Consider the following 13,862-nt stretch of genomic DNA (forward strand, 5'->3'; position numbering starts at 1 on the left):
GGCGCATTTTCCGCAAAGCCCGCTGCAGCCCCAATCGCATGACCGTCATCGCCGCAGCCGTCCTCACCCTGGAGCGTCAACGCTGAAAACGCTCAGCGACAGGAGGAGTACCCGACGCTGAGCAGCACGGGCACGTCCCGCCTTCTGGCCTCCTCGAACGCCTCGGGCGACCACGGCCACCAGTCGACGGGGTTGTCGGCGTGCTGGAGGAGGTAGGGGGAGGTGGTCTGCGCAAGTCGGTTGGCCATGCTCCCCATCCTCGCTCACCCGCCCTCACGGTACCTGTGCGCCACGGGGCGGGGTGCGAAGGGGCAAGTGGGGCGTGTGGGCGCCGCGGATGCCGGGTGGTGCGGCATCCGCTGACAGTAGGCCGACTTCCAGGGGCAATGCGCGCGCCGAGGCCCCTCGAAGGAGGTACACCATGTCCTCCGGGATGATGGCGCCCGCGTGGATGCACACCCAGATCAGCGCGGAGCAGTACGACTCCTGGTCCGAGGAGCAGTGCGCCGGCATCGAGATCGTGGACGCGACGGTCGTCATGAGCCCGAACGCCTCGAAGCGGCACACCCCACAAGAAATGTGGTTCCACGAAGCCCCCTGCCTGTAATAGAGCTTGTCCTACACTCGGGACATGAAGTCGACCCGCGCCGGGACCACCGAGAACATCTCCGTGTCCATGCCCGCCGATCTGGTGAGCGAGCTCCGCTCCCGCACCGGTCGCCGCGGACTGTCCGGCTACATCACCGAAGCCGTCAGGCACCAGCTCGCCATGGACGGGCTCGCCGAGATCGTCGCGGCTCATGAGGAAGAACACGGTGCGCTCACGGAGCAGGAGATCGAAGCCGCTCGTCGCGAGCTGTTCGGAGACGAGAACGCCGAGCAGGGCGCCGCGTGAAGGAGCAGCCGGCCCGCTCGCTGGTGCTCGACTCCGAGGCGCTCTCCCTGCTTCTGCGCAACGACCGCAGGACGGCGGCTCGCATCGAGGCGTCCCGGCAGGCCGGGGTTCCTGTCCTCGTCTCCGCACTGACCATCGTCGAGGCCGTACACGGGAAGACCGATCCGGCGCGCCTGAAATGGGTGCTCTCCCGGCTGCGGGTGGAACCGGTCGTCCAGGAGGACTCCCTGACCGCGGTGGGGCTGCTTCAGGACGCCGGCGGACTGCACGGGCACAAGTACGCCATCGATGCCCTCGTCGCCGCGCTCGCGCTCCGCGTCCCGGCCCCCGTGGTCGTTCTGACCTCCGACCGTGACGACTGGTCGAAGCTCTGCGGGAAGCGCGTGATCACCAGAGAGGTGTGAGCACCGCACGCCACCGGTTCGCCGGCGTGCCGCAGCGGGTACGGCGAGGTCGTACCCGACCGACCGGTTCACGCGGTCCAGCCCCCCGCGCCCCCCTGTACGGCCGGCAGGCGCGCGAAAGCGCCCCGGCCCGTACGCGGTCCGCGTACGGGCCGGGGCGGGGCGGGAGTTCCCTCCGGCGGAGGCTTCCGCCGGAGGGAACTCCCGGGGCTACTTCTTGCCGGTGCCGGCCGTCGCCGGGGCGTCCGGGGCGGACGCCGGGTCCGGTGCCTCCTCGAAGGAGACCTTGCCCATGTGGCGGTTCATCGACTTCATCAGCAGCCAGACCGCCACGGCCAGCACGGCGAAGACGACGAAGCCGAGGACGCCGGGGGTCACCTTGTTCTTGTCCAGCTCTTCGGCGGCGAAGGGGACAAGCTGGGTCAGTGCCAGGTGTGCGCTCATGTCAGGCATTGTCGCGGATGCCCGCGAAGAGATCTTCCTCGGGGAGGGAGGTCGGCACCAGCGACTTGCTGAGCTCGTACTCCTCCGTCGGCCAGACCTTCTTCTGGATCTCCATCGGGACCCGGAACCATCCGCCGTCGGGGTCGATCTGGGTGGCGTGGGCGATCAGCGCCCGGTCGCGGGTCTCGAAGAAGTCGGCGCAGGGCACGAAGGTGGTCAGCGTGCGCTCCTTGCGCTCGAACTCCTTCCAGCGCTCCAGCCACTCCCCGTAGGGGGACTCCAGGCCCTGGTCCAGGAGGGCCTGGTGCAGGGCTTCGGTGCGGGGACGGTTGAAGCCCTGGTTGTAGTAGAGCTTCAGGGGCTGCCAGAGCGGGCCGAACTCGTCCTCCGGGTACTTCACGGCGTCGTTCGCGCCGTCGAAGGCCACCATGGAGATCTTGTGGGTCATGATGTGGTCGGGGTGCGGGTAGCCGCCGTTCTCGTCGTAGGTCGTGATGACCTGGGGACGGAAGGAACGGATCCTGCGGACCAGCTCGCCGGCCGCCGTGTCGACGTCCTCCAGGGCGAAGCAGCCCTGGGGCAGCGGGGGCAGCGGGTCGCCCTCGGGCAGGCCGGAGTCGACGAAGCCCAGCCACTCCTGGGAGACGCCCAGGATCTCGCGGGCCCGGTCCATCTCCTTGCGCCGTACCTCGTGGATGTTCTCCTCGATCTCGGGCCTGCCCTGGAGCTGGGGGTTGAGGACCGAGCCGCGCTCGCCACCCGTGCACGTCACGACCAGGACGTCCACCCCCTCGGACACGTACTTGGCCATCGTGGCCGCACCCTTGCTCGACTCGTCGTCGGGGTGGGCGTGCACGGCCATCAGGCGGAGCTGCTCGGTCAAGACAGTCAAGAGTCGGTCCTCGGTGATTCGTCGCGGAGGGAGGTCTCTATAGTGACGGAATCGGGGGGTCGAAAATTCCGCCACCCCCTGCTTCGAGAGGATCGATCATGAGCGCGGTGCGAGAGCGGCTCCCCGAGGGGCGTTACGGCCGCTCCGCGGACGAGCGGGCCGACCACAAGCTCAAGGTCGCCGGAGCGGTGCTCGGGGTCCTCTTCCTCGGCATGATGGGCTGGTTCGGCTGGCACTACGTCGTCGAGAACCGGATCAGCGCCGAGCTGATCAAGTTCGACGTGGTGAGCGCCTCCGAGGTCCAGGTGCACCTGGAGATCCGCAAGGACGAGGGCGTCCGGGGCGTCTGCACCCTGCGCTCGCGCGCCGAGGACGGGGCGGAGGTGGCCCGCAAGGACGTCCGGGTCGACGACCCCGCCGCCCGGGTCGACCAGGTCTTCTCCCTCCGCACCACCGCCCGCGCGACGAGTGCCGAACTGATCGGGTGTACGACCCGGTAGCGGTGGGTAGGGAACGAGCGACGAGTCCTGGTGGGTCACTGCGGTGACCTGGGGTGACGCCATCCCGATGGTTTATGTCCTCCCGCTTTCCGCCACTCATTGTTAGGCTCGTGGTTTCGCCCACCCGGGACAGCACAGCATTCCCGTGTAGGGCGATGCTTTGTATTCCCAGTACCTACGAGGAGCACCTGTGACCCAGACCAGCGACAACGTCACCTGGCTCACCCAGGAGGCGTACAACAAGCTCAAGGACGAGCTTGAGTACCTGTCTGGTCCCGCGCGTACCGAGATCGCCGCGAAGATCGCCGCGGCGCGCGAAGAGGGCGACCTGCGCGAGAACGGCGGGTACCACGCGGCCAAGGAGGAGCAGGGCAAGCAGGAGCTCCGGGTCCGTCAGCTCACCCAGCTGCTCCAGCACGCCAAGGTGGGCGAGGCCCCGGCGGACGACGGCATCGTCGAGCCCGGCATGGTCGTCACGATCGCGTTCGACGGCGACGAGGACGACACCCTGACCTTCCTCCTCGCCTCCCGCGAGTACGCGAGCGGTGACATCGAGACCTACTCGCCGCAGTCGCCGCTGGGCATCGGGCTCAACGGGAAGAAGGCCGGCGACAGCGCCGAGTACGAGCTGCCGAACGGCAAGAAGGCCAAGGTGAAGATCCTCAGCGCGAAGCCGTACACCGGCTGAGACGCCCGTTTGTCCAGGAGGGCCGGACCCGGCGGGGTCCGGCCCTTCCGCGTGTGCGCGGGCGCCGCGGTTCCGGCCCCGTGCCCGGCGGCGTGACGCCGGGCACGGGGCCGGGGTCGTCTCCCGGGTCCCGTCCGGCCCCCGCCGTACGGGACCGGGGTCACACGGCCGCCGAGCGGTACTTGCGGACGGCCAGGGTCCGGAAGACCGCGACGATCAGCACCGACCAGATGACGGACGCCCAGACCGGGTGCTGCATCGGCCAGGCGTCCGACGTCGAGACGCCGGGGTTGCCGAACAGCTCCCGGCACGCCTGGACGGTGGCGCTGAAGGGGTTCCACTCGGCGATGTGGCGCAGCCAGGGCGTCATCCGGTCCGAGTCGACGAACGCGTTCGAGACGAACGTGACCGGGAAGAGCCAGATGATCCCGCCCGAGGTGGCCGCCTCCGGGGTGCGGACGGAGAGCCCGATCAGCGCCCCGATCCAGGTGAAGGCGTACCCGAGGAGGAGCAGCAGGCCGAAGGCGGCCAGGACCCTTCCGGCGTTGGTCGGCGCGGCGGAGCCGGTGCGCCAGCCCACGAGGACGGCGACGACCGCGAGGACGAGCAGCGTGATGGACGTCTGCACGAGGTCCGCGACGGTGCGGCCGGTGAGGACGGCGCCCCGCGCCATCGGCAGGGAGCGGAAGCGGTCGATGATCCCCTTCTGCATGTCGTCCGCGATGCCGGCGGCCGATCCCGCCGTGGCGAAGGTGACGGTCTGGGCGAAGATGCCCGCCATGAGGAAGTCCTTGTAGACGTCCGGGTCGGTGGTGCCGCCGATCGTCATGGAGCCGCCGAAGACGTACGTGAAGAGGACCACGAACATCACCGGCTGGATGACCCCGAAGAGGATCATCTCGGGGATCCGGGTCATCCGGATCAGGTTGCGCCGGGCGACGACGAGGGAGTCCCTGAGGGACTGGGCGATGCCGCCGCCCGGCTGGGGGGCGCGGGGGGTCGCGGTCGTGGTGCTCACTTCGTCCGCTCCTTCGTCCGTGTGTGCTTCCGGCCGCCCGGACGGTCCGGCGCGCCGTCCTCCTCCTCGTCCCCCTGTTCGGCGGCGTGGCCGGTGAGGGAGATGAAGACGTCGTCGAGGGTGGGGCGGCGCAGTCCGATGTCGTCGATGCCGACGCCGGCGGCGTCCAGGTCGCGGATGACCTCGGCGAGCAGCTTGGCGCCGCCGGTGACGGGGACGGTGAGCCGGCGGGTGTGCTCCTCGACGGAGACCTCGCCCCGGCCGGCGTCCGCGGTTCCGGCGGCGGTGCCCCCGGCGCCGTAACGGGCCAGGACGTCCCGCGCGCCGGTGAGCATGGACCGTTCGCGGACGACGACCTCGACGCGCTCGCCGCCGGTCCGGGCCTTGAGCTGGTCGGAGGTGCCCCGGGCGATGACCCGGCCGTGGTCGACCACGCAGATGTCGTGGGCGAGGTGGTCGGCCTCCTCCAGGTACTGGGTGGTGAGGAGCAGGGTCGTACCGCCGGCGACGAGTTCCCTGATGACCTCCCAGAGTTCCTGCCGGTTGCGCGGGTCGAGGCCGGTGGTGGGCTCGTCCATGAACATGACGGGCGGGGAGACGACGAGGGCGGCCGCGAGGTCGAGGCGGCGGCGCATGCCTCCCGAGTACGTCTTGGCGGGCCGGTCGGCCGCTTCGGCGAGGTGGAACCGTTCGAGGAGTTCGTCCGCCCGCGCCTTCGCGGCCTTCCCCTTCATCTGGTAGAGCTGTCCGACCATCCGGAGGTTCTCGCGGCCGGTGAGGTACTCGTCGACGGCCGCGAACTGGCCGGAGAGCCCGATCGAACGGCGCACCTCGTTGGGGTGCTCCAGGACGTCGATCCCGGCGACGACGGCCCGTCCGCTGTCGGGCCTGAGGAGGGTCGTCAGGACGCGCACGGTGGTGGTCTTCCCCGCGCCGTTCGGACCGAGCAGGCCCAGGACGGTGCCCTCCGGCACGTCGAGGTCCACCCCGTCCAGGGCTCGTACGTCGCCGAAGGTCTTCACCAGACCCTCGGCGTGGATCGCGCCTGGCATGTGGGTACTCCCAAGGGATCGGGGCTTTTTCCCACCGATCCTAGGTTTCGGGGGCGGCCCGCGCCCACCGAATAAGTGACCCGCGCCACATCCCGAGGTCAAGGGCGTACGGAGGTCAGTCCAGGACCGTGTACCCCGCCTCCCGCAGCGCCTCCGTGACCTCCCGGCAGTGCTCCGGGCCCTTCGTCTCCAGGTGCAGCTCGACCTCCGCCTCGGTCAGGCCGAGCCTCGGGTCGGTCCGTACGTGGCTGATGTCCAGGACGTTGGCGTCGACCACCGTCAGGGCCGCGAGGAGCGACGCGAGCACCCCCGGGCGGTCCGTCAGCCGCAGCCGCAGGCTCAGGTAGCGGCCCCCGGCGGCCATGCCGTGCCGCAGCACGCGCTGGAGGAGGAGCGGGTCGACGTTCCCGCCGGAGAGGACCGCGACCACCGGGCCCCGGAAGGCCCCGGGATCGCTGAGCAGGGCCGCGACCGGGCTGGCGCCCGCCGGTTCCACGACCAGTTTGGCGCGCTCCAGGCAGAGCAGCAGGGCGGAGGAGAGCGCGTCCTCGGAGACCGTGCGGACCTCGTCCACGTACTCCCGGATCAGGGCGAACGGCACGTCGCCGGGGCGGCCCACCCTGATGCCGTCGGCCATCGTGACGGGTGCCTCGACGGACACCGGGTGTCCGGCGGCGAGCGAGGGCGGGTAGGCGGCGGCGCCCTCCGCCTGGACGCCGACGACCTTCACGTCCGGGCGGACCGACTTCACCGCGAGCCCGATGCCGGCCGCGAGCCCGCCGCCGCCGACGCCGACCACGATCGTGCGGACCTCCGGGCACTGCTCCAGGATCTCCAGGCCGACCGTGCCCTGTCCCGCGATGACGTCGGGGTGGTCGAAGGGGTGGATGAGGACGGCCCCGGTCTCCCGGGAGTACTCCTCCGCCGCCGCGAGGGTCTCGTCCACGACCTGGCCCCGGAGGCGGACCTCGGCGCCGTACTCCCGGGTCGCGGCGACCTTCGGCAGCGGGGCGCCGGCGGGCATGAAGACGGTGGCGCGCACGCCGAGCAGCCGGGAGGCGAGCGCGACGCCCTGGGCGTGGTTCCCGGCGGAGGCGGCGACGACCCCGGCGGCCTTCTCCTCGGGCCGCAGCCCGGCGATCCGTACGTACGCGCCGCGCAGTTTGAAGGAGCCGGTCCGCTGGAGGTTCTCGCACTTGAGGTGGACCGGCGCCCCCACCAGCGAGGTCAGATGGCGGCTGCCCTCCATCGCCGTCGTCCGGGCCACCCCGGACAGCATCTTCTGCGCCCCCCGCACGTCGTCGAGCATCAGCCGGTGCGGGGGGCGGGGCGTACGGAAGCTCATGACGGCAAGTCTCGCAGCTCACGGCTCCGGTGGCCGTCGGAGGACGGGCGGTCGGGCAGCGGTCGGGCGGCGGGCGGTTCGGGACGGACCGGTCGGCGGGGCGGCAAACGGTTCGGGGCGGGCCGGGTGGCGGACCCGGTCGACGGGGCGGCGGCGGACGGGTGGCGGACCGGCGAACGGGTTTGGTCGGGCCAGGTACGGACCTCGGCGGGGCCGCGTACTCTGTCCCCCACCGACCGACCGCTCCCGCACGAGAGAGACCCACGGCCATGCCCACATCTCAGGACATGACGACCGCGTTCGACCCCGGTCTCCTCGACGCCCTCCAGCACCAGGTGGCCGTCTTCGCCCGCCGGGCCGAGCAGACCCGCCTCGGCGGCACCGGCCAGCTCCGCAACTCCATGGACCGGGCCGCGTACCTCCTCCTCAACCGCCTCGACCAGGAGGGCCCGACGGGAGTCAAGGCGCTCGCGGCGGGCATGGGCATCGACTCCTCCACGGTCACCCGTCAGGTCGCCCCGCTCGTGGACGCCGGCCTGGTGAAGCGCACGTCGCACCCGGAGGACGGGCGGGCGGTCGTCCTCCAGCTCTCCCCGCGCGGCCTCGCGCGCCTGGAGGAGGTCCGCGCCTCGCGCCGCCGGCTGATGGCCGAGGTCACGGAGGGGTGGACGCGGGAGGAGCGCGAGTCCTTCTGCTCCCTGCTCACGCGCTTCAACACCGCCCTGTCCGCGCGCCAGTCGGCGCACGCCGGCCAGCCCCCCGCCGAGTCCGGAGCCCCGTCGGGAAGCGAGTCCGCACCGGAGTCTTGACCCCGCTCCCGCGCTGTCCTCAGATGAGGATGTGCGAGAGCGACGGAGCGTACGGGAAGCCCGGATCGCCTCCCGTTCCCGGGAGTTCGACGCGTTCGTGGCCGGGGCGGCGGGGCGGCTGCTGCACGTCGCGACCCTGCTCACGGCCGAGACCCGGACCCGCAACCCGCACGCGCGAACCCTGCTGACCGACGCCCTCGCGCAGACGTACGCGGGGTGGGACCGGCTGCGCGACGACGACCCGTACGCGTACGCGCGCCGTGAGCTGGCCGTCCGCTTCGCGCGCACCGCCCGCCGTCACCGCCGCGGACGCGGCGGGGTGCTCTCCGCGCTGGGCCCGGGGGAACGGCTCGTCGTCGTCCTGCGGCTGCACGAGGGGGTCGCCGAGGAACAGCTCGCGGCCCTGCTCGGCCTTCCCGAGGCCCGGGTGCGCGCCGTCTGCGCCCGCTCGGTCGCCGCGCTGAGGGCGGCGGCATGAGACGGCACGAGGACAGGGAGGCGGCGGTCCGGCGGCTGCTCGACACCCCGCACCCGCCGGTCCCCCGCGACCTCGCGCCGCGGGCCTCGGCCCTGGGCGCCCGGCGGCTGCGCCGGGCCCGCGCGGTACGGCGCCTGCTGTGGGCCCTGGGCACGGCCGCCGCGCTCGCGTTCCTGGTGTGGGCGTCGGCGGCCCGCCCGTGGGAGGCCCCGCCGGCGACGACCCCGCAGGTCGAGGCGTGGTGAGGAGGGGCCTAGGCTGGAAGGAGACGGCACACACGGGTGCCGAGGAGGCTGTCATGACCAGGAAAGTCGCCGACTGCCGCAAGACGCCGAGCGTCATGAACTGCACCCTCACCATCACCGGTGAGGAGGAGGAAGTGGTGCGGGCCGCCGCCGAGCACGCGGCCTCCGTCCACGGCCACGAGGACACCCCCGCACTGCGGGCGGCGGTCCGCGCGGAGCTGGAGGACGAGAAGGTCCCGGCCTGAGCGCACGGGAACGCACGGGAACGGCCGGGCGGGACCCTTCGGAGTCCCGCCCGGCCGTCGCGCGCCGTCCCTAGCCCAGCGCCCCGCGCAGGTCCGCCAGCAGGTCGTCGGCGTTCTCGATGCCCACGGAGAGGCGCACGAGGTCGGCCGGGACCTCCAGGGCGGAGCCCGCGACGCTCGCGTGGGTCATCCGGCCCGGGTGCTCGATGAGGGACTCGACGCCGCCCAGGGACTCGCCCAGGGTGAAGAGCTCCGTGCGGTTGCAGACCTCGACGGCCGCCTCCTCGCCGCCCTCCACGCGGAAGGAGATCATGCCGCCGAAGGACCGCATCTGCTTGGCGGCGATCTCGTGGCCCGGGTGCTCGGGGAGCCCCGGGTAGAGGACCTGGGTCACCTTCGGGTGCTGGGTCAGCATCTCGGCGACCTTCTCCGCGTTCTCGCCGTGGCGGTCCATGCGGACGGCGAGGGTCTTGATGCCGCGCAGCACGATCCACGAGTCGAAGGGTCCGGCGACCGCGCCCATCGCGTTCTGGTGGTAGGCGAGTTCCTCGCCGAGGGCCGCGTCGGCCGTCACCAGGGCGCCGCCGACGACGTCCGAGTGGCCGCCCATGTACTTGGTGAGCGAGTGCACGACCACGTCCGCGCCGAGCGCCAGCGGCTGCTGGAGGTAGGGCGAGGCGAAGGTGTTGTCGACGACGAGCTTCACGCCGGCCTGGCGGGCGACGCCCGCGACGGCCTCGATGTCGGTGATGCCCAGGAGCGGGTTCGAGGGGGTCTCGACCCAGATCAGCTTCGTGCGGTCGTTGACGGCGGCGCGCACGGCGTCGACGTCGGAGGTGTCCGCGACCGAGAAGTCCACGCCCCAGCGCTGCACGACCTTGGCGAAGAGCCGGAAGGTGCCGCCGTAGGCGTCGTTCGGGATGACGACGTGATCGCCGGGGACCAACAGGGCACGCAGCAGGCAGTCCTCGGCGGCGAGCCCGGAGGCGAAGGCGAGACCGCGCCGGCCGCCCTCCAGGGCCGCCAGGTTCTCCTCCAGGGCGGTGCGGGTCGGGTTGGCGCTGCGGCTGTACTCGTAACCGCCGCGCAGCCCGCCCACGCCGTCCTGCTTGTACGTGGACACCTGGTAGATGGGCGGGACGACCGCGCCGGTCAGCGGGTCGGCGGTGTTGCCCGCGTGGATCGCGCGGGTCTCGAAGCTCTGGTGGATGTGCTGGTCGCTCATGGGTCAGGAGCGTAGTGCCGCGGGGTGCCCGCCGCCGTGTTCGTCTCACGGCCTGTCCTGGACAATGGACACATGGACATTCTCTGGTTCCTCATCGCGATGGGGCTGCTGTTCGGCGTCCTCGGCCCCTACGTGCTGCGCCGCAGGGGCGGTGGCATCAGGCTGGCCGCGCCGGGGGCCCCGGACGCGGCGGACCCGCTGGCGTACGGGTTCGTGCCGCAGGAGGACCAGGACGTACGGCTGCCGGGGGCCGACGAGGACCTGCTCGACGTGCTGAACGTCGTGCAGGCCACCCAGGACTGGCGGGCGGCCTCGCGGCTCCTCGCCGACACCGGCGCGGACGGCGAACTGCGCTGGCAGCGCGTGCAGGCGTTCGCGGGCGCGGCCTCCCTGGAGCTGCGGGAGCGGCCGGGCGCCGGCGGGGCGTGGCTGCGGTCCTGGCGGGCGGACGCGCCGAAGGACCCGGGCGGGGCGGCCGTGCACGCCGAGTTCCTGGTGCAGCAGGCGTGGCGCTCGTCTGCGGCCGGGACCGACGACTTCCGGATCATCCTGGAGGAGGCGCTGAAGGTCACCGAGGAGGCGGCGCTGCTCGCTCCGGGCGACCCGGTCCCGTACATCACGCGGCTGGCCGTGGCGCGCGGACTCGGCTACGGCCACGAGCAGTTCGACCAGGTGTGGGCGAAGGTGATCGACCGCGCGCCGCAGCACATGGGGGCGCACCTGGCGGCGCTGCACTACTGGTGCGAGAAGTGGCACGGTTCGCGCGAGGAGGCCGACCACTTCGCGACGACGGCCGCGGCGCGCGCGCCGCACGGTTCGCTGCTCGCCGCGCTGCCGCTGTTCGCGGTGTACGAGCACGTGCCGGACGTGGTGCTCGTGCAGGACTTCTTCCGTACGGCGGTGGTGTCGAAGGCGGTGGAGGGCGCGCTGTACGCGGTGCACTCGGCCCGCGCCGACGACCCGATGCAGGCGCACGTCCGCCACCTGCTCGTCTGGTTCCTGGTGCGGGGCGAGCGCTGGGCGGAGGCCATGCACCAGCTGGTGAAGGTGGACGGGCACGTGGGCGCGGTGCCGTGGACGCTGAGCGCGGACCCGGCGGCGGAGTACACGGTCTTCCGGAACCTGGCGGTGACGGGGTACGAGGCGAACGGCGGCAGCCCGCTGACGCTGCCGCGCTGATCCGGCGGGCGGGGGAATCCCGGCGTCCCCTTCCTTGTTGTGCGGACTGCCGACCGTCGAGGAGAGATGCAGCATGTTCCTGTCCCGCACCCCCGTCCTCCCCACCCCCGAGCAGGCGCTGCCCGGCCGCGCCGAGCCGGAGTTCTCCGTGCCGGAGCGCCACACCGTCCTCGGCAACCCGCTCCTCGGCCCGTACCCGGAGGGCCTGGAGGTCGCCGACTTCGCCCTGGGCTGCTTCTGGGGCGCCGAGCGGAAGTTCTGGCAGACCGAGGGCGTCTGGACGACGCTCGTCGGCTACCAGGGCGGCTCCACGCAGAACCCCTCCTACGAGGAGGTGTGCTCGGGCCTGACGGGCCACGCGGAGGTCGTCCGGGCGGTCTTCGACCCGGAGAAGGTCTCGTACGAGACGCTCCTGAAGCTGTTCTGGGAGTCCCACGACCCGACGCAGGGCTTCCGCCAGGGCAACGACGTGGGCACCCAGTACCGCTCGGCGCTCTACACCCACTCCCCGGCCCAGACGGCGACGGCCGAGGCGTCCCGCGACGCCTACCAGAAGGTCCTGACGCGCTCGGGCTACGGCGGGATCACCACCCACGTCCTGCCGGCGGAGGACCGTCCGTTCTACCCGGCGGAGGCGTACCACCAGCAGTACCTGGACAAGAACCCGGCGGGCTACTGCGGCATCGGCGGGACGGGCGTCTCGTGCCCGATCGGGGTGGCGCGGGCGGAGTAGCGTCCCCGCGGCACCCAGGACGACGGAGGGCTCCGCCGACCGGCTCCGGCCCGGTCGGCGGAGCCCTCCGCACGCGGGCCCGGCTCCCGTGTCGGTGACGGGCGGCACGCTCGTGCGGTCACCCCGTCCGCGCCGCCCGCAGGGCCGCCGCCGTGGCCGCCGGGTCGTAGCCCTCCGGGACCCCGTCGATCAGGAGGACGTCGCCCGCCATGTGCCGGGTGCGGAGGGGGATCAGGGCCCGGTAGGGCTCGGAGGCGTACCAGGCGCGGGCCTTCTCGTACGTCGGGAAGGCGATGATCACGAGGGCGCCGGGCCAGGTGCCCTCCGGGACCTCGCGGGCGGGGGCGCCGTGGACGAGGAAGCGGCCGCCGAAGGGGTCCAGGGTGGCCCGGACGCGCTCCATGTAGGTGAGGACCTCCTCGTCGAGGACGGGCTTCGGGTGCAGGTTTCCGAGGGCGTATGCGGTCATGGGGACAGCGTGCCGGGGCACGGCGCGCGGGTCGATTACCCCGGACGTCATGCCCCGGCCCCGGTTCCGGCGTGGTGCCCCGGGCGTCACCGTCCCGGGCCGCGCCCGGCCCCGGCGGGCGTCAGATCGTCGCCGTGTCGATCACGAAGCGGTAGCGGACGTCGCTCGCGACGACCCGCTCGTACGCCTCGTTGATCCGGTCCGCCGCGATCACCTCGATCTCCGCGCCCAGGCCGTGCTCCGCGCAGAAGTCGAGCATCTCCTGCGTCTCGGCGATGGAGCCGATCATCGAGCCGGCGAGCGTCTTGCGGCCGCCGATCAGGGAGAACAGGCCGACCTTGACCGGCTCCTCGGGCGCGCCCACGTTCACCAGGGCGCCGTCCGTCCGCACCAGGCCCAGGTAGGCGTCGAAGTCCAGCGGCGCCGAGACGGTGGAGATCACCAGGTCGAAGGTGCCGGCCAGGGTGGTGAAGGTCTCCGGGTCGTTCGTCGCGTGGTAGTGGTCGGCGCCCAGCTTCAGGGCGTCCTCCCGCTTCTTCAGGGACTGGCTGAGGACGGTCACCTCGGCGCCGAGCGCGTGGGCGATCTTGACGCCCATGTGGCCGAGGCCGCCGAGGCCGACGATCGCGACCTTCTTGCCGGGCCCGGCCTGCCAGTGGGCGAGCGGCGAGTACAGGGTGATGCCCGCGCAGAGCAGCGGCGCGGCCTCGTCCAGGCCGATGCCCTCGGGGATGCGCAGGGTGTAGTTCTCGTCCACGACGATGTGGGTGGAGTAGCCGCCGTAGGTCGGCTCGCCGTTCTTGTCGAGGGCGTTGTAGGTGCTCGTGCCGCCCCGGGCGCAGTACTGCTCCAGTCCCTGGCGGCAGTACGCGCACTCCCGGCAGGAGTCCACGAAGCAGCCGACGCCGACCCGGTCGCCCACCTGGAACTTCGTCACGCCGGGGCCGGTCTCGGCGACGATCCCGGCGATCTCGTGGCCGGGGACCATCGGGTAGATGCCCTCGCCCCAGCCGTCGCGCGCCTGGTGGATGTCGGAGTGGCAGATGCCGGCGTACTTGATCTCGATGAGGACGTCGTGCTCGCCGACCGGGCGGCGCGGCACGGTGGTGCGCTCCAGCGGGGCGTTGGCGGCGGGGGCTGCGTAGGCGGGGACGGTGGTCACGTTCGTGGTCATGGCTCCGAGCCTGCCCGGAAACGCCGGTTCCACCCAGACACCTGTTCTGCCTACGATCGGTGTGCCT

The 13,862-nt window shown here is 72.2% G+C and carries 18 protein-coding genes and 3 pseudogenes; 12 read left to right on the top strand and 9 right to left on the bottom strand.

The features are described from left to right. A pseudogene (locus tag ACFYZY_RS28250) lies at positions 1-86 on the top strand (IS5/IS1182 family transposase); the annotation flags it as partial. Positions 87-98: 12 nt separating this feature from the next. Here ACFYZY_RS28250 and ACFYZY_RS28255 read toward each other — a convergent pair. Then, a pseudogene (locus ACFYZY_RS28255) lies at positions 99-248 on the bottom strand (DUF255 domain-containing protein); the annotation flags it as partial. A 173-nt stretch (positions 249-421) separates the two neighbouring features. Between ACFYZY_RS28255 and ACFYZY_RS28260 the strand changes: the two are divergent. From ACFYZY_RS28260 to ACFYZY_RS28270, 3 genes and pseudogenes are all read left to right on the top strand, one after another. Further along, positions 422-565: pseudogene (locus ACFYZY_RS28260) on the top strand (Uma2 family endonuclease); the annotation flags it as partial. A 66-nt stretch (positions 566-631) separates the two neighbouring features. Beyond that, a complete protein-coding gene (locus tag ACFYZY_RS28265) occupies positions 632-895 on the top strand; it encodes a hypothetical protein (protein ID WP_388699660.1) in 264 nt (87 codons plus the stop codon). Continuing rightward, complete coding sequence (locus ACFYZY_RS28270) at positions 892-1,299, top strand: type II toxin-antitoxin system VapC family toxin (RefSeq protein ID WP_388699663.1); 408 nt, start codon at positions 892-894, stop codon at positions 1,297-1,299. The genes ACFYZY_RS28265 and ACFYZY_RS28270 overlap by 4 nt, the downstream gene beginning before the upstream one ends. A gap of 210 nt (positions 1,300-1,509) precedes the next feature. Here ACFYZY_RS28270 and ACFYZY_RS28275 read toward each other — a convergent pair whose 3' ends face one another. Next, positions 1,510-1,752: a hypothetical protein gene (locus ACFYZY_RS28275; protein WP_388699665.1), complete on the bottom strand. Its 243-nt coding sequence runs from the start codon at positions 1,750-1,752 to the stop codon at positions 1,510-1,512. Next, on the bottom strand, positions 1,745-2,626 hold the full coding sequence (mca, locus tag ACFYZY_RS28280; RefSeq protein WP_388699777.1) for a mycothiol conjugate amidase Mca: 882 nt from the start codon (positions 2,624-2,626) through the stop codon (positions 1,745-1,747). Before mca ends, ACFYZY_RS28275 begins: the two co-directional genes overlap by 8 nt. A 107-nt stretch (positions 2,627-2,733) precedes the next feature. On the opposite strand from mca, the gene ACFYZY_RS28285 reads away from it, so the two are divergent. After that, complete coding sequence (locus tag ACFYZY_RS28285) at positions 2,734-3,135, top strand: DUF4307 domain-containing protein (protein ID WP_388699668.1); 402 nt, start codon at positions 2,734-2,736, stop codon at positions 3,133-3,135. A gap of 190 nt (positions 3,136-3,325) precedes the next feature. Continuing rightward, on the top strand, positions 3,326-3,823 hold the full coding sequence (greA, locus tag ACFYZY_RS28290; RefSeq protein ID WP_388699670.1) for a transcription elongation factor GreA: 498 nt from the start codon (positions 3,326-3,328) through the stop codon (positions 3,821-3,823). A gap of 160 nt (positions 3,824-3,983) precedes the next feature. Here greA and ACFYZY_RS28295 read toward each other — a convergent pair whose 3' ends face one another. The 3 genes from ACFYZY_RS28295 to ilvA form a co-directional block, all read right to left on the bottom strand. Then, complete coding sequence (locus ACFYZY_RS28295; RefSeq protein WP_388699673.1) at positions 3,984-4,841, bottom strand: ABC transporter permease; 858 nt, start codon at positions 4,839-4,841, stop codon at positions 3,984-3,986. Next, positions 4,838-5,893, bottom strand: a complete 1,056-nt coding sequence (locus ACFYZY_RS28300; RefSeq protein ID WP_388699676.1) for an ATP-binding cassette domain-containing protein — start codon at positions 5,891-5,893, stop codon at positions 4,838-4,840. The genes ACFYZY_RS28295 and ACFYZY_RS28300 overlap by 4 nt, the downstream gene beginning before the upstream one ends. 115 nt (positions 5,894-6,008) lie before the next feature. Continuing rightward, positions 6,009-7,238 carry a threonine ammonia-lyase gene (gene ilvA / locus ACFYZY_RS28305; protein WP_388699679.1) on the bottom strand — a complete coding sequence of 410 codons (1,230 nt, stop codon included), beginning with the start codon at positions 7,236-7,238 and terminating at the stop codon, positions 6,009-6,011. Between the two features lie 269 nt (positions 7,239-7,507). On the opposite strand from ilvA, the gene ACFYZY_RS28310 reads away from it, so the two are divergent. Genes ACFYZY_RS28310 through ACFYZY_RS28325 form a run of 4 tightly spaced genes read left to right on the top strand, consistent with a single transcriptional unit; the run spans position 7,508 to position 9,015 of the window. After that, the gene (locus tag ACFYZY_RS28310; RefSeq protein ID WP_388699681.1) at positions 7,508-8,047 is read left to right on the top strand and encodes a MarR family winged helix-turn-helix transcriptional regulator; all 540 of its coding nucleotides are present in this window, start codon (positions 7,508-7,510) and stop codon (positions 8,045-8,047) included. 31 nt (positions 8,048-8,078) lie between these two features. Next, positions 8,079-8,525, top strand: coding sequence for a sigma factor-like helix-turn-helix DNA-binding protein (locus ACFYZY_RS28315; RefSeq protein WP_388699684.1), 447 nt, complete (start codon positions 8,079-8,081; stop codon positions 8,523-8,525). Further along, positions 8,522-8,770 carry a hypothetical protein gene (locus ACFYZY_RS28320; RefSeq protein ID WP_388699686.1) on the top strand — a complete coding sequence of 83 codons (249 nt, stop codon included), beginning with the start codon at positions 8,522-8,524 and terminating at the stop codon, positions 8,768-8,770. Before ACFYZY_RS28315 ends, ACFYZY_RS28320 begins: the two co-directional genes overlap by 4 nt. Positions 8,771-8,823: 53 nt before the next feature. Further along, positions 8,824-9,015: a DUF1059 domain-containing protein gene (locus ACFYZY_RS28325; RefSeq protein WP_388699689.1), complete on the top strand. Its 192-nt coding sequence runs from the start codon at positions 8,824-8,826 to the stop codon at positions 9,013-9,015. A gap of 70 nt (positions 9,016-9,085) precedes the next feature. Here the strand turns inward: ACFYZY_RS28325 and ACFYZY_RS28330 are convergent, their stop codons facing one another. Further along, positions 9,086-10,240, bottom strand: a complete 1,155-nt coding sequence (locus ACFYZY_RS28330; RefSeq protein ID WP_388699692.1) for a cystathionine gamma-synthase — start codon at positions 10,238-10,240, stop codon at positions 9,086-9,088. 72 nt (positions 10,241-10,312) lie between these two features. On the opposite strand from ACFYZY_RS28330, the gene ACFYZY_RS28335 reads away from it, so the two are divergent. Continuing rightward, entirely contained in the window at positions 10,313-11,419 is a 1,107-nt protein-coding gene (locus ACFYZY_RS28335) for a hypothetical protein (protein WP_388699695.1), read from the top strand. Between the two features lie 73 nt (positions 11,420-11,492). Next, entirely contained in the window at positions 11,493-12,152 is a 660-nt protein-coding gene (msrA, locus tag ACFYZY_RS28340; protein ID WP_388699696.1) for a peptide-methionine (S)-S-oxide reductase MsrA, read from the top strand. Positions 12,153-12,270: 118 nt separating this feature from the next. On the opposite strand, the gene ACFYZY_RS28345 is transcribed toward msrA, so the two are convergent. Beyond that, on the bottom strand, positions 12,271-12,621 hold the full coding sequence (locus ACFYZY_RS28345) for a DUF1330 domain-containing protein (RefSeq protein WP_388699699.1): 351 nt from the start codon (positions 12,619-12,621) through the stop codon (positions 12,271-12,273). Positions 12,622-12,742: 121 nt separating this feature from the next. Then, positions 12,743-13,795: an NAD(P)-dependent alcohol dehydrogenase gene (locus ACFYZY_RS28350; protein WP_388699702.1), complete on the bottom strand. Its 1,053-nt coding sequence runs from the start codon at positions 13,793-13,795 to the stop codon at positions 12,743-12,745. Positions 13,796-13,862 lie beyond the last annotated feature (67 nt).

Origin of the sequence: Streptomyces sp. NPDC001744, from assembly GCF_042892575.1 — a bacterium.
Taxonomy (GTDB): Bacteria; Actinomycetota; Actinomycetes; order Streptomycetales; family Streptomycetaceae; genus Streptomyces.

Coding starts and splice junctions, on each gene's coding strand:
- ACFYZY_RS28300 (WP_388699676.1), bottom strand. CDS start 5,893: ATGCCAGGCGCGATCCACGCCGAGGGTCTGGTGAAGACCTTCGGCGAC.
- ACFYZY_RS28275 (WP_388699665.1), bottom strand. CDS start 1,752: ATGCCTGACATGAGCGCACACCTGGCACTGACCCAGCTTGTCCCCTTC.
- ACFYZY_RS28310 (WP_388699681.1), top strand. CDS start 7,508: ATGCCCACATCTCAGGACATGACGACCGCGTTCGACCCCGGTCTCCTC.
- ACFYZY_RS28265 (WP_388699660.1), top strand. CDS start 632: ATGAAGTCGACCCGCGCCGGGACCACCGAGAACATCTCCGTGTCCATG.
- ACFYZY_RS28350 (WP_388699702.1), bottom strand. CDS start 13,795: ATGACCACGAACGTGACCACCGTCCCCGCCTACGCAGCCCCCGCCGCC.
- ACFYZY_RS28330 (WP_388699692.1), bottom strand. CDS start 10,240: ATGAGCGACCAGCACATCCACCAGAGCTTCGAGACCCGCGCGATCCAC.
- ACFYZY_RS28345 (WP_388699699.1), bottom strand. CDS start 12,621: ATGACCGCATACGCCCTCGGAAACCTGCACCCGAAGCCCGTCCTCGAC.
- ACFYZY_RS28325 (WP_388699689.1), top strand. CDS start 8,824: ATGACCAGGAAAGTCGCCGACTGCCGCAAGACGCCGAGCGTCATGAAC.
- ACFYZY_RS28335 (WP_388699695.1), top strand. CDS start 10,313: ATGGACATTCTCTGGTTCCTCATCGCGATGGGGCTGCTGTTCGGCGTC.
- ilvA (WP_388699679.1), bottom strand. CDS start 7,238: ATGAGCTTCCGTACGCCCCGCCCCCCGCACCGGCTGATGCTCGACGAC.
- ACFYZY_RS28320 (WP_388699686.1), top strand. CDS start 8,522: ATGAGACGGCACGAGGACAGGGAGGCGGCGGTCCGGCGGCTGCTCGAC.
- msrA (WP_388699696.1), top strand. CDS start 11,493: ATGTTCCTGTCCCGCACCCCCGTCCTCCCCACCCCCGAGCAGGCGCTG.
- ACFYZY_RS28285 (WP_388699668.1), top strand. CDS start 2,734: ATGAGCGCGGTGCGAGAGCGGCTCCCCGAGGGGCGTTACGGCCGCTCC.